The organism is Borrelia maritima (assembly GCF_008931845.1).
Lineage (GTDB): Bacteria > Spirochaetota > Spirochaetia > Borreliales > Borreliaceae > Borreliella > Borreliella maritima.
The window spans coordinates 704347-718814 of record NZ_CP044535.1 but is presented as its reverse complement, the minus strand read 5'-3'; the positions used below and the strand labels follow the sequence as shown (position 1 = coordinate 718814).

The 14468-nt window shown below is 28.5% G+C and carries 12 protein-coding genes; 4 read left to right on the top strand and 8 right to left on the bottom strand.

Translation table 11 applies throughout. The annotated features are described in order from the left end of the window. Nucleotides 1-9: 9 nt before the first annotated feature. The 4 genes from DB723_RS03425 to DB723_RS03410 all read right to left on the bottom strand — a co-directional run bounded on the left by DB723_RS03425 (nucleotide 10) and on the right by DB723_RS03410 (nucleotide 6102). A complete protein-coding gene (locus tag DB723_RS03425) occupies nucleotides 10-2274 on the bottom strand; it encodes a methyl-accepting chemotaxis protein (protein WP_151552583.1) in 2265 nt (754 codons plus the stop codon). Nucleotides 2275-2438: 164 nt separating this feature from the next. Then, the gene (locus tag DB723_RS03420; protein WP_151552581.1) at nucleotides 2439-3365 is read right to left on the bottom strand and encodes an ABC transporter permease; all 927 of its coding nucleotides are present in this window, start codon (nucleotides 3363-3365) and stop codon (nucleotides 2439-2441) included. Beyond that, complete coding sequence (locus DB723_RS03415; RefSeq protein ID WP_151552579.1) at nucleotides 3337-4488, bottom strand: ABC transporter permease; 1152 nt, start codon at nucleotides 4486-4488, stop codon at nucleotides 3337-3339. The genes DB723_RS03420 and DB723_RS03415 overlap by 29 nt, the downstream gene beginning before the upstream one ends. Then, nucleotides 4489-6102, bottom strand: a complete 1614-nt coding sequence (locus DB723_RS03410; RefSeq protein WP_151552578.1) for an ABC transporter ATP-binding protein — start codon at nucleotides 6100-6102, stop codon at nucleotides 4489-4491. Between the two features lie 241 nt (nucleotides 6103-6343). On the opposite strand from DB723_RS03410, the gene DB723_RS03405 reads away from it, so the two are divergent. Genes DB723_RS03405 through DB723_RS03390 form a run of 4 tightly spaced genes read left to right on the top strand, consistent with a single transcriptional unit; the run spans nucleotide 6344 to nucleotide 9421 of the window. Further along, a complete protein-coding gene (locus DB723_RS03405) occupies nucleotides 6344-7006 on the top strand; it encodes an HAD family hydrolase (RefSeq protein ID WP_151552577.1) in 663 nt (220 codons plus the stop codon). Continuing rightward, entirely contained in the window at nucleotides 7003-7866 is an 864-nt protein-coding gene (locus DB723_RS03400) for a hypothetical protein (protein WP_151552576.1), read from the top strand. Before DB723_RS03405 ends, DB723_RS03400 begins: the two co-directional genes overlap by 4 nt. Beyond that, on the top strand, nucleotides 7860-8906 hold the full coding sequence (locus DB723_RS03395; protein ID WP_151552575.1) for a hypothetical protein: 1047 nt from the start codon (nucleotides 7860-7862) through the stop codon (nucleotides 8904-8906). Before DB723_RS03400 ends, DB723_RS03395 begins: the two co-directional genes overlap by 7 nt. Beyond that, the gene (locus DB723_RS03390) at nucleotides 8903-9421 is read left to right on the top strand and encodes a hypothetical protein (protein ID WP_151552573.1); all 519 of its coding nucleotides are present in this window, start codon (nucleotides 8903-8905) and stop codon (nucleotides 9419-9421) included. Before DB723_RS03395 ends, DB723_RS03390 begins: the two co-directional genes overlap by 4 nt. Nucleotides 9422-9445: 24 nt before the next feature. Here DB723_RS03390 and DB723_RS03385 read toward each other — a convergent pair whose 3' ends face one another. The 4 genes from DB723_RS03385 to DB723_RS03370 are packed head-to-tail and all read right to left on the bottom strand — an operon-like array spanning nucleotide 9446 to nucleotide 14433. Next, nucleotides 9446-9886, bottom strand: a complete 441-nt coding sequence (locus tag DB723_RS03385) for a response regulator (RefSeq protein ID WP_151552571.1) — start codon at nucleotides 9884-9886, stop codon at nucleotides 9446-9448. Between the two features lie 39 nt (nucleotides 9887-9925). Next, the gene (locus tag DB723_RS03380; RefSeq protein WP_002557258.1) at nucleotides 9926-10411 is read right to left on the bottom strand and encodes a chemotaxis protein CheX; all 486 of its coding nucleotides are present in this window, start codon (nucleotides 10409-10411) and stop codon (nucleotides 9926-9928) included. Between the two features lie 11 nt (nucleotides 10412-10422). Next, complete coding sequence (locus tag DB723_RS03375; protein ID WP_151552569.1) at nucleotides 10423-11832, bottom strand: CheR family methyltransferase; 1410 nt, start codon at nucleotides 11830-11832, stop codon at nucleotides 10423-10425. A gap of 6 nt (nucleotides 11833-11838) precedes the next feature. Further along, the gene (locus tag DB723_RS03370) at nucleotides 11839-14433 is read right to left on the bottom strand and encodes a chemotaxis protein CheA (RefSeq protein WP_151552567.1); all 2595 of its coding nucleotides are present in this window, start codon (nucleotides 14431-14433) and stop codon (nucleotides 11839-11841) included. Nucleotides 14434-14468 lie beyond the last annotated feature (35 nt).

Here is a 14468-nt window from a genome sequence, read left to right as displayed (position 1 = left end):
AAATAAATTCTAAAACTCTGAAAAATCATCATCAAAATTTAAATCCTTATCAGCAATATCGATAGCTTTTTTGGGATCAACTCGCTTATTAATAGTATTAGTTATTACAGAAGACTCGTCATCAGTACTTAAAGAATAATTATGCCTACTATCATTTAAAGTCGAAATTCCATTGGTTTTCAAATTTTGATTTTCATCTTTAAAAGAATTCTCAGGACAATCTATTAACCTGAAATCGTAATCATCATCTTGCAAATTTTCAATTTTAGAATCTTTAATTTTAAAAAATAATACAGATTTTCTAAGTTCCTTAGACTTCTCTAACATTTTATCGGACATACTAGAAAGCTGCTCACTGCTTGAAGCTGAAGACTGAACAACTTCTCCAACCTGATCTAAAGCCATTTTAAATTGAGCAATCTGATCACTCTGCTTAGAACTACCTTCTGAAATCTTCTTAACAAGATTAGCTGTTTCTTCTATTTCAGGTAGCATTTCTTTAAAGATCAATCCCGCTTCAGTTGCTACCTTAGAGTTATCTTCAACTAACTCCCCAATCTCAAGAGCCGAAATTTTACTAAGATCGGCTAACTTTCTAATCTCACTAGCCACAACAGCAAATCCTTTTCCTTCATCACCCGCTCTTGCAGCTTCAATGGCCGCATTCAAAGCAAGCAAATTAGTTTTTCTAGCTATTTCTTCAATAACACTAACTTTCTCTACAATGTCTTGCATAGCAATAACAGATTCTTCAACAGCTCTACCACCTATCTGAGAATTTTCATTCGTCTTCAAAGCTATTTGTTCTGTTTCATAAGAATTATTAGCACTCATGTTGACACCTGAAGCTATTTGCTCAACATTAGCTGACATTTCTTCAAGAGCAGATGCCTGTTGTAATGCGCTAGAGCTTAAGTTTTGACTTGAACTGGCAACTTCTAAACTTGCCTTATTCACATAACTAATATTTCTCAAAACACTAGCAATTGCTATAGAAATAGCTTTTTTCATTTTCACAACCTGAAGGCTTAACATACCAAGTTCATCAAGAGCATTTTCATCATCATTAAAAGCATAATCTTTATCTAAATTGCCCTTAACCATATCTTGAACTAAAACTCTAATTGCGTTTAAACGAAAACTAATAATCCTATCTATTCTAGTTAAAAGAATAATACTTAATGCAATAATGCCCAATAAAGAATATAAAATATACTGAAATCTTAGGCTAGATATTACTCCATAAATGTCTTTATAAGGAAGCCTGGCAATAAGTATCCCACTCTTTTCTCCGAATTTACTACTTATGGGCAACATTGCATAATAACAATCTTCTCCCATTTCGGGTAAAAATATTCTATCAATAGTGTAAACCGACACTTCGCTGGCAATATTTGATGGAAAAGGTGGCTTAGAAAAAACATCTTTAAAAATATTTAAAAATTTAGAACTAATCCTACTGGTTTCATTGTATTCTTCAAAAGGATTAACTGCTATATTATTGGGATCCACATAAATAAAATTGCCTCTTTTATAAAAACCGAACCTAAATCGATCAAAACTATCTGCTATAATATCATTAAGCAAATATCCAGCCAAATACCCACACACAAGTTTATCTTCTGGAGAATATACAGGTACAATTATTGCAAAAGCCTTTTTTTCACTTTGTTTAGATCTAATAGCAACCTCTGCGGATATTCCTTCAGAAAGATCTGAATACCAACCTACAAATTTTAATTGGCTTTGCCTATAATCTTCAACGACTTTTTTAAAATAATTAGTGTTAGCTTCAGAATGCCCAAAATCCATATTATTTTCATGTCTTGTACTAACAATTATTCTCCCTTCAAAATCAAAAAAAGCAAATTCTTCAAAAAAAGTATCATTTTTAAGATTGGACATAAAATTGTATAAATATTGTCGATAGTTTTTGCTCACCTTTACAGAATCAATAACAAATTTTGAATTTTTCCTCAAAGCTACCAACTCGGACTCAGAAAAATCTTTCCCTCTATTCTCAGAAATTGCAAACTCTGATAAGGTTTCAAGTGCTAAATTGGAAGCTGCACCGCTGATTATCACATAAAGAGTGTCCAAAAAAGACTGTGTAGAAAAAGCTGCTCTTCTTACCTGCGCCCTTGTAAGTTGCTTATAATAATCTTCTAAATAACCACATAAAACAAAGTTAAAAATCATAGAAAAAAGTAACAATATGAAAACTAAAAACAATAATAAAAATCCAACAAACCTATATTTAAGCTTCAACAACATAATAAACTACCTCACAAATCATCTACTTATTTAATCAAACAAACTTAAGATCAAAGGGTATCAAAAAAAATTTTACAGCAAAAAATTAAAAACTCTTAAAACATTGAAAGAATTTTCACAACATGACAAACATATGAAAAACAAATTACAAGCTATTATCAACTCTAATGCTTTTTATAGGGTATTCCTAAAAACTTAGGTGCATAATGTCTTTTTGAAAAAAAGATAAGACTTATAATAATAATTAAATATGGAGTAATAACTAAAATTTTAGAAGGCATTATTAAAAATAAAAAAGACGATTGAGCCAAAACAATTGCTAAAGTTTTCACAAATGAAAACAAAAAGCTGCCTATTAAAACCCCTAAAGGCGTCCATTTTCCAAAAATTAACATTACAATAGCAATAAAACCTTGCCCTCCTGTAACCCCTTGAACATAGCTTGACGCAATCACTGTTGTAAGAACAGCGCCTGAAACTCCTGCTAAGAAACCACTCAAAAGAACACAAAAAAATCTAATTTTATTTACGCTAACTCCAACAGACTCTAACACTTCTGGATTTTCGCCACTAGCATTAATTCTAAGCCCAATTTTAGTATATTTGAAAATAATATGAAACAAAACCACACTAAGTATCGCAATGTATATAGAATATCTTTTACCAAAAATTTGGAAAATAAAAGACGTTTTACTTAAAATTCCATCAAAAAGTATAGGCAACTTTATGTCTATAGGAGGAGTTGAAATAGAAGAAAAAATCAAAGTGCTTATAAAAACAGCAATAGAAGGCCCTAAAAAATTAAGCGCCATTCCCGTTATAATTTGATCTGATTTTAAAAAAATTGTAAAAACAGCGTGTAAAAAAGCAAGCACAAGTCCCGCTAATCCGCCAACAAAAATTGAAAATAATGGGTCATTTGTAAAATATGCAACTGTAGCCCCTGAAAATGCTCCTATTGTCATTATTCCTTCAAGTCCAATATTAATAATTCCACTTTTCTCACTTATAAGACCCCCAAGCCCAGCTAAAATTAAGGTTTGAGAATTTATTAAAGTTTCGCTAATCAAAAATATTATTGTATTTGACACCCTTAACACCTTTTAAAAAGATTTTATTTAAAAAATAACTAGCAGAAATTACTAGAACAATTATTCCCATCATCAAAGATACAATTGAAGATGGAAGACCCATTAAGCTTTGAACCCTACTGCTTCCATAAAGCAATATAGAAAAAAGAATGCTAGAAAAAATTATTCCAATAGGCGAATTGTTTCCTATTAAAGAAACAGCTATCCCATTAAAACCAATTCCTTCCATATAAGAAAGCTTAAATATAGCTTTATTAACACCCATAATTTGAATAGCACCAGCAAGACCTGCAACAGCTGCTGAGAGAAACATTGAAAAGATTAGAACGGTTTTTACATTAATCCCCATACATCTTGAAGCTTCAATATTATTTCCTACGGCATTTATTTTAAATCCAATAATAGTTTTATTAAGTAAAAACCATATTAAAATAGCAAAAATTATACCCAAAATTATCCCAAAATGAAGAGGTGCTTTTAAAAGCTCATTAATAAAAGGATGAGAAGATCTATAAGCAAGACCTTCTGGTGAGAGTTTCCAAGAGCCTAAAAAATCAATATATGCACTTTCTTTAATGGATTTTGAAAAATCACTATTATCTCTTTTAATAAAGCTAAAATCTAAAATTATATTATTCAAATGAAACAATATCCAATTAAACATTATTCCTGAAATCACTTCACTAATATTGAATTTAGCTTTTAAATATCCAATTAAAATGCCCAAACTGCCTGACGCTAAAAACGTAATAACAAAAATAGTAATTACATGTAAAACGGGAGGCAAGTTAAGTAAAATCGATGCCATTAGAGCAACAATAGACCCTAATATAAACTGACCTTCAACTCCAATATTAAAAAGACCTGTTTTTAAAGAAATACCAATAGAAAGGCCTGTAAAGATCAAAGGGGCCGAATAACTTAAAATATAAGCTAAATGCTTGGGAGACGAAAAGAGAATCTCCAGTATTACAAAATACATTCTAAAAGGAGAATGGCCAAACACCATCACCACTAGTCCAACAATTAAAAATCCAACAAGTAAAGCAAAAACACTAATAAATGTTGAAGAATTTAAAAATTTCAACACAAACTTACTACATGCGTTTTTACTAATTATCATTTAGCTTAAACCTATCATCATTTTACCAATAAGATCAATATCAAAATTGTCCTCTAAAATACCCACTATTCTTCCATCATGCATTACAGCTATTCTGTCACAAACATTAACAAGTTCATCAAGTTCAAGAGAAACTAACAAAACAGATCTACCCGCATCTCTTTGTTCTATTATTCTTTTATAAATATTCTCAACAGCTCCAACATCAAGCCCTCTTGTGGGTTGAATAGCCAAAAGAATATCTGGCTCTAAACTAACCTCACGAGCAATAATAACTTTTTGCTGATTACCTCCAGATAAATATTTCACCTTATTTAAAATACCTCTTGGTCTAATATCAAAATAATTTACAAGTTGATTGCTCAATTTCTTTAAAATTTTAAGATCAAATCCTACAAATTGTCTTTTAACCTTATCAAATTGTCTTTTAATAAAATTGAAAAAATTTAATTTTTTCAAGTCAAAATTAACCTTTGAAGGGATTTTTTTTAATTTCAAATAATCGGGATCATCAAAGCTCTTAAGTCCAATATTTTGCATAACATTAAATTCCAAAATAAGACCATGTCTTTGCCTGTCAGAAGGAATACTGCCAATTTTTTTATCTATTATTTGCTTAATCGTTAAACCCTTTAAAGATTCCAAGCTTCCTGAAGAATTTTTTTTTAAAATATCACCCTTAAATATGCTTTTCAAACCTAAAATTGCATCAACTAAATCCTCTTGGCCACTTCCTTCAATGCCCGATATCCCAAGAATTTCACCATTTTTCAAATTAAGATCAACGTCTTTAACCTTTAAAACCCCTCTTTCATCTTTAACACTTAAATTTCTTATTTCAAGAACATTAAAATGGCCTCTAAATTGAATTTTAGATGAACGAAGTGCAATCTCTTTGCCTATCATTAATTTTGTAAGATCTTTGTCATCAATTTCGGCAATATTAACAGTGCTCACAACTTTCCCAAGACGCATAATTGTACATTGCTTTGCAATTGATCTGATTTCTTTTATTTTGTGAGTAATAAGTATTACAGTATGACCTTCTTGAGTAAGCACTTTTAAAATATTCATAAACTCATCAACTTCACTCGGGGCAAGCACTGCAGTAGGTTCATCAAAAATAATAATATCTGCATTTCGATAAAGAACTTTCAATATCTCTATTTTTTGCTCCATACCAACACTTAAATCTTCAACCTTTTTCTCTAAATCTATCTTTAAACCATACTTTTCTGAAAGATGCTTTATTTTGCTTTTAGCTTGTTTGTAATCAAGAAAACCAAATTTTGAGTTTTCATAACCTAAAATAATGTTTTGAACAGCGGTAAATTGTGGAATTAACATAAAATGTTGGAAAACCATTCCAATCCCATTTTGAATAGCTTCACTTGAATCCTTAAAGCTTACTTCTTGACCCTTTAAAATAATTCGCCCGCTATTTACTTGATGAATACCATAAATAGTCTTCATTAGGGTAGTCTTTCCAGCACCATTTTCTCCAAGAATAGCATGAACTTCGCCTGGCCTAAATTTAATAGAAACATTATCATTGGCAACAAAATCACCATACCTTTTTGTAATATTTTCTAATACCAGTATATCTTCTTTCACTAAGCCTTAACCCTAATAAAACATTAAACACAATGACCTACAACATTCTATTCTAATCAAATATGATAAAACTTAAAGTTTATATTTTCAATAGCATTTTTGCATTTTAATAAACAAAATAAATTATTTATAAAATTAATTACTAGTAAATAAAAAATCCTTAAAATATAAAAATCTTAATAAACAGAACAAATTAATGTTAAAATAAAAGAATAATTAAACCATTATAAAAGAGAGTATTATGAAAATCAAAACCTGCATTTTTGATATGGATGGAACCCTGGTAAATAGCATCATGGATATTGCATTCTCAATGAATTCTGCTCTTTCAAACTTAGGATATGATGCAATAAAGTTAGAAAAATTTAATGATCTTGTTGGCAGAGGATTTAACAAATTTGTAATAGACACTCTAAAACTACTATCTCTTGATTCCAATAATCCTAACTTACAAGACAAACTTTACAAAGAATTTGTAAAAGAATACAATAAAAACCTTTCATCTCAAACACAACCATACAAAAACATAAAAACCCTTCTAGAAAATCTAAATAAACTTAAAATTCCAATTGGAATTTTAAGCAACAAAAACCATGAAGAATTAATAAATTTAGTACAAAATATTTTTGGAAATATATTTTTCTTTGAAGTCAGGGGTTGTTCAAAAAAATTCCCACCAAAGCCAGATCCTGAGAATGCCCTTGATATGATATTAGAATTAAATGTCCGTAAAGAAGAAATTGCATATATTGGAGACAGCGATGTGGATATGCTAACTGCACTAAATGCGGGATTTATTCCAATAGGGGTTTCTTGGGGGTTTAGAAGTGTTCAAGAATTAAAACAAAGTGGAGCAAAGCATATAATCCACAAACCGCTTGAATTACTGGATCTAATCATATGAATATAAAACCATATTTCCCTCATTTGTATCATTATCTATTCAATCATGAAAGCATAAAAAGTTTATCTGCCATAGAAAAAGAAATTGAAATGCTTAGCTACTTAAAAGAAAACAAAAAAACTATTACTACATTTATCAAGAATGATTTTGAATCAGAACTAAAAGATCTAATTCAATACATCAAAGATAAAACAGATATAATGATTACGCCATTTGTTTTGTCTGGCATTGAAGCTATTGACTTTAGCATTGTAAAGCCTCTTTTTACTAAAGAATTAACAAAAAACGACTTAAATTTGATATTTAACTTTGTTAAAGCTAACGCTTCTTTAAGGAAAGAATTCTTTTACAATTTTAATACTATAAGCAATGGGTACATTACTTTTTACATAAACAAACTATTTGAGGGGAAAAATTCTTATACAATATATTTAATACAAAAAGAAAATAAAGCCCTTTATTCATCAGATATCATAAAAAATTATATAAAAATATTACTTCTCTTGAAAGTACTGGTAATTAAATACTGCTTTGAAAAAGGAATAGAGCTGACTATTAAAAATATTGAATCGACTTCAAAATCAATAAGCAATGATACCGATTTTCTAGACGAAAAAACAGCCAAACTCATAATTGAAAGCTTTTTTAAATATGAAACTTTACAAACAATGTCTCCAATTTCAACATTAATTGCCATTTTTTCAGCCAGAGCAAGAATTCCAAAATACAAAAACAATCCAGTCAAAGGTGTTATTGGGTACGATGAAAGTTGGTTTTCAATAAAACAATCAGGGCCCAGAGAATATGATTCAAGAATAATCAACGAATTATTAGAAATAGCCAGGGTAAATAAATGGTAAAAAAATTTTCGATTTTCTTAAAAGCAATAATAATTTTTTCAATATTTGAACTTTTAATCGAAGAGCTATCAATAGTTCTTTTTTTACCATACAAAATACGATTTGCACTAATATTTCTTGGCTTCCTATTTGACATAATTTTTATTTTTATTTTTTTATACAAAATAACCAAGGCTTACCTTTCCCAAAGATTAGGAATCTACGTTAGAAACAATCTATTCTTCGATATAATCCACTGCCTCATTCCTTTAGCATTTTACAGCTCATATCAACTTAAAAACATAATTGCTACCCAAGAAACCATATTAAATCCAATAATGTTATCCCTTTTCAAACTAAGATTTTTAAGACTTCTTAGATTTAACGATCTAATAATAGAAATATATTACAATTCAACAGAAAAAAACCTTATACTAATAGCATTTGCTAGAACATTTTCAATGAGCCTGTTAATCCCATTTACATTTTTCATAATAATATCAAGTTCAAAAATTGTAAATACAATACCAGAAAGACAAGAATTTAATATCATTAAAAATATATCAATAATAAATGAAAAAGCTTACATTAAAGAAAAATATCCCTTTATATTAATAATTAAGGAAAAAGAAAACATAATATATTCAAAATCAGATGAAATATTTGTTTATTACAGTCCTAGTGAATACAAAGTAATAGAAATAGAGAAGACAAAATTTTATATAGATAAATATCTGCAAAGAAAGAGCGATTCTATTCTTGGAATTTTTCTATTTGCATTGTTTGCATCATTTACTATTTTTTTAATGAATTTTTATAAATTTTTTAAAACAAGCTTTTTAAATCCTATTATTTTAATGACACAAATTTTACAAGACCCATTAGAATACAGAAAAATTCAAATTCCTTTTACTTTAAGCGAAGAAAAAGTATATGAACTTGCAAAAGCATTTAACAATCTTTTACTAAAAGAAAAACTGAATTCAAAGCGAAAAAGCAAAATACCTTTAGAAATTGAAAAAGTAAAAAAAATAATTAATAAAAACCAGGAATTAAAATGAAAATTCAAATAATTGTAGCGCTACTTACATTGTTAGATTTTCAACTTAATGCTAGACTTTTAAACATTTCAATTGAGAAAAGAGCAAAAGAAGAAATAAAAAAATATTCATCTTTCAATTTAATTTTAGAAAAAGAATACTATACGGGTTTTCCAACAATCGAAATAGAAAAGAATATTTATCAACTAACCGAACATTTTGTAAAAAGCATCATACTTAATAAAATTGACTATAGCTTATTAAATTCAAACTACAAAGAAGTAAATAAATATCTAATCCAAAGCGAACTTATTGATAAAAAATTTTTAAAATATAAAATATTTAAAGTTCAAAATATAAATGGCATTTTTAAAAGCTATTCACTAATATATACAAAAAAAGGATTTTACAAATTAGAACTTTACATAGAAAACAATGCAGAACATCTAAAAATATTTAACCTCAACATTAATTATTTTTTAAAAACATCAGATAAAATAAGTAATGAAATGATTTTTTCCCCTCAAAATAATTAAATTAAAGATTAGGCTATTTTATATTTATTTAACAAATACAGACATTACTCTTTGAAGAACTTTTGCCCTATCTAATGGTTTAACAATAAATGTTTTTGCTCCTTTTATTAAACAATCTTTAACTAATTGTTCTTTCCCTAAAGCAGATATCATTATCACTCTAGCATTTTTATCAAATTCCATAATATTAGAAAGACAAGTTATTCCATCCATTTTGGGCATAGTAATATCAAGAGTTACAATATCAACATTAGGATAATGGTTTTTGTATTTTATTACAGCCTCTTCCCCATCAGCTGCAGTATCAATGATATTAAAACCTTCTGATGTAAAAATTTGTGTAAGCTGCTTTACGGTAAAAACAGAGTCGTCAACAATTAAAACATTAAAAGGAATGCCTGTATCATAATTGATTCCTCTAGGCTTAGATGAAGAATCTGTAGCAATTGTAGTCTTTTGAATCATATTAACCTCTCTTGTCTAGTAAAAAGAATTTTTTTCATATCAAACCCTCTCTCTTATTGCAATATTAACTTCTATAATTTTACCATCAGGCAAAGAAAAAGGAACAATCAAAGCCTCAGAACCTTTATTACTTATTTTCATATTTTCCCCATAAATAAAAGCTGGCGGAGTTATATCAAATACAAAACCTTTGGCATGCAAAGTGGTAACAAAATTTCCAGCAATAATATTGCCAACCTCTGTTAGAGTTGCAGCAACCATCTCTTTTGTTTCCTCATCATCAAAATCATCGTACTCTTCAAAATTTAACTTAGAAGCAACAAAAAGCGCTGTTTCTATATCCATATCAATAATTATACTACCTTCAACAGACCCAGCAAGCCCTACTATTACAGAAACACCTTTTATCTTTTGATTTATTGATTTAAGTCCTGGTTTACCCATTTCTATATTCTCAACAAGCAACATATCTCTTAAAACAGAAGAAGCAGCATCCAAAAATGGCTCTATATAATCTATTCTCATTAATTTCTCCTTTAGACTTTCCTGTACAAGTTAAAATATTTTGTGGATTTCTCTTTTATAAAAACATCATTATTTTTAAGTTCTTCGTTATCCCCTAAAACCAAAAGAGCCCCTTTAATAGTTTTAGAGGCAATGATATTTAATATTAAAACCTGATCTTTACTATCCAAAAAACATAAAACATCTTTTAAAAAAACCATTCCCAAATTATCAGGCAAATCCGAAAAAAGAGCGTCGGAATATTCAAACAAAACATTATTTAGAATATCTGGCTTAAATTTATAAACCCCAGGACTTTGTTCAAAAGAGTTCCTATGATAAATTTCACTAATACTAATTTCTGAATCTGAAAAAACCAACCTAGAAGTTTCAACCACTTTTGACAAATCATTATCAATAGCTATCACTTTAAACGTTTTTACATAATATTCAGACAAAGCGCTAACTAAGGATATAGTCTCCTTTCCATTACCACAGCCAATTTCCAATACATTGAAAATGGAGTTCAAATTATCCATAAAATTTAAGCGATTCTTAACAATTTCATTTTGAAATTCTTCCAAGCAATCAGCTCCCCACAAATTTCCCGATGATTTTGAATAAAATTCATTTAAAAAACTATCGTAAGACAAGTAATCAGTATCAACCATATAAAATTTTACTCCAACTTTTTCTAAAAACACATCATTTACTAAAGAAGCATTAAATGAATATTTCAAAAGATTTTTTTTAATATTCTCCAAATTAAAAGTTGAAATATTATTTAAAGCTGGATTTTCACTGTTATTACTATTTTTTGAAAAAACATTTTCGGAAAAATTACTTTTACAATTCTTTAATAGATCTAAATCATCACAATCTCTTACAAAATCAACTTTTTCAACAAAATTTTGATCGGATTTCAATTCTCTTTCTTCTTTGCTATCTTCGCTATAATTAAAAATTTTAAAAACATCAAGAAGTATATAAAGCTGCTTGTTATAATCTACAACACCTTTTATATATTTTATTAAAGAATCTTGGGATAAAACTGGGTGTGGATCTTGAATAATGCTAGAATCTATTGAAAAAACATTATTGATTTTATCAACAATAACACCTATAAGAAGACCCTCATTTTTTAAAACCATAATATCTTCAAGATCTTTTTTATTAAATTCTAAATTAAACATTATTCTAAGATCTATAATAGGAATTATTTCGCCTCGTAAATTATCAAGTCCAGCTACATATTTTTTGGCATTTGGAACATAAGTGAAATTGCTAGATTTTCTAATTTCTTTAACCTGCATAATGTCTACTAAATAATGATCTGATCCAAGCTCAAAAGAAACAACCTTAAAATCAAAATTGGTCAATTTAGAATTACAATTTTTTTCATCTAAAATTTTGGATCCAAAATAAATTTCTTTTATCTGCACAGAGATTCACTCCTTAGTATCCTTTTTCAAAGTAAAAAGTTTAAAAACATCAATTATTAATACAACCTTACCATTACCAAGCGTAGTAGCTCCAACTATACCCGCAGTTGAGGAAAATTTATCCTTAATGGGCTTTACTACGAAATCCTCCTCTCCAAGGATAGAGTCTACAACAATAGCAGTCTTGATGTTACTAGTATTAACAACTATTAAAAATTTCTCTATTAATGAATCATCTCTTGTTATATTAAAAAGTTTATCAAGCCTGATAACAGAAATGATTTCGTCTCTTAAATTATAAACTTCATGATAATTTTCAAGCAATTTTATATCATGCTCAGTTATTCTATGAGTTTCAAGAACATTGCTTAAAGGAATAACATAGGTCTCAACCCCCGACTTTACCAAAAGACCCTGTATAATCACCAATGTCAATGGTAGCTTAATTTTAAAAACCGTTCCGAGGCCAACTTCTGATTCTACTAAAATGGTTCCATTAAGCTTTTCAATGCTTTTTTTTACAACATCAAGACCAACTCCTCTACCTGAAAGATCTGTTACTTGGACTGCTGTTGAAAATCCAGGAGCAAAAATTAAATTAATAAGTTCAAAATCAGAATAAATTGCATCTTCCTTTATTATTCCCTTTTCAATTAATTTGCGCCTAATAAGCTTTGGATCTATACCAACCCCATCATCTTCAATCTCAATCGATATTACATTGCCCTCATTTTTAGCCCGTAAAATTATAGAACCTGCTTTGCTCTTCCCCTTTTTAACTCTCTCTTCAACTGTTTCAAGGCCATGATCCATTGAATTTCTAACACAATGCATCAAGGGATCTACAAGGTCATCTATAACAGACTTATCAAGCTCAGTTTCTTCTCCTTCCATTTCAAGATTTACAATCTTATTCAATTTTTTTGAAAGATCTCTAACAACTCTTGTAAACCTTGAGAATATATTAGATATTGGCAACATTCTAGTCTTTAAAACACTCTCATGCAAATCTGTAATTATTCTCGATAGTCGCCCTGAAGTCATTTTAAAATTTTGAAGAAGCCTGAAAAAAGAATTTCTCAACTCAGATATATCATTAAGAGCCTTTTCCATTTTAGAATTCATCAAAGAACTAATATGTGATTCAATCTCATCTTCTAACGTTAAACCTGCATCTTTAAAAGCTATTTTCAAATCAATTAAAAAGTTCCTCTGAAAACTTTCTTGATAATCATAAAAATAATTAAAATTATAAAATAACGCAATCATTTCTGAATTTATTTGGTTGTAAGAGGATTTGCTTATTACAGCTTCACTGACAAGATTTAATATGTAATCTATTTTTTTACTATCTATTCTAATTAAATTAACACTAATTGGATTGTTTTTCTTAATGCTTTTATTTGCCTTAAGAGGTATTTCATCACTTTCTTTTGGGTTTACATTTTTTAAAGACTCTAAATTAACATTTTTGATTTCAAAATGACTAACAACATCTGGCAAATTAATCTTTTTAGCAATGCTTTCTGCACTAGTATTTGATATTAAGTAATATATAACAAGATCAAAAAACTTATCTGCTAATAATTCACTATAATCTGGAATAGATTTGAAAATTTTTCCAAGACTCCTTAATGCCTGAAGCATTTGAAATCCACCAATTGTAGACATAGGATTATCTTTTACAAAATCCAATCTCACTCTATACAGCTTCTGATTTTCAATCTCAAGTAATAAATCAGAAATCTCATTCTCTGTAAAGTCAAAACTATCATCTATAACAAAATTGGGATCTAAATCAATCTCTTCAATTTCTCCATCTGAAAACTTTTTTAATTCTTCTTTTACATTAAATTCATCAACCAAATAGCTTTTAATTAAACTTAAAGAATCTAAACTTTTTTTTACAACCTCTATATCTGAATATATTAGATAATAATCTACTCTTGCTAAAAATTTATTTTCAATAATTCGCTCATATTTAGGAATTGTATGCAGCACAGAGCCTAAATTTTTTAAAATATTAAATATTTTTAATCCACCATTTTCAGCATCAGAATCATCATTTGCATTAAAAATAACACTGATCCTTAAAACTTTTTGTCCAATTCCTAGACCCTCTTGTATTTCCTCAAGATCTAATTCTGAAAGACAAAAATTATTTCTAACCAAATTTTCGTCAAATCTCTTTACAATAGATTGATTATCAATTACTAAAAATTGCTTTAATTTGCTTTTAAGATCACTTATATCATCCAAATAAACCTTACCATCAATACGAAACGCAAGCATTTCCTTAATAATATCTAATGAATTTAAAAGCAAATCAACAAGATCATTGCTTATATTTATTCTACCGTCTCTAATAGCATCAAAAACATCCTCAACAATATGGGTAAAATCAGATAGCTCCATCATATCAAGAGAAGCAGAACTTCCTTTTAAAGTATGAGCTGCTCTAAATATTTCATCAATAGTATCAGAATTATTAGGATCGTCCTCTAATGACATAATATTCTCTTCAAGAATGTCTACAAGATTTTGGGCCTCTTCGAAAAAAACTCCTAAAAGCTCTTCATTTTCTAAATCTAATATTTCCATACTATTTCCTATTAAAAAACATCTTATATGTAAGC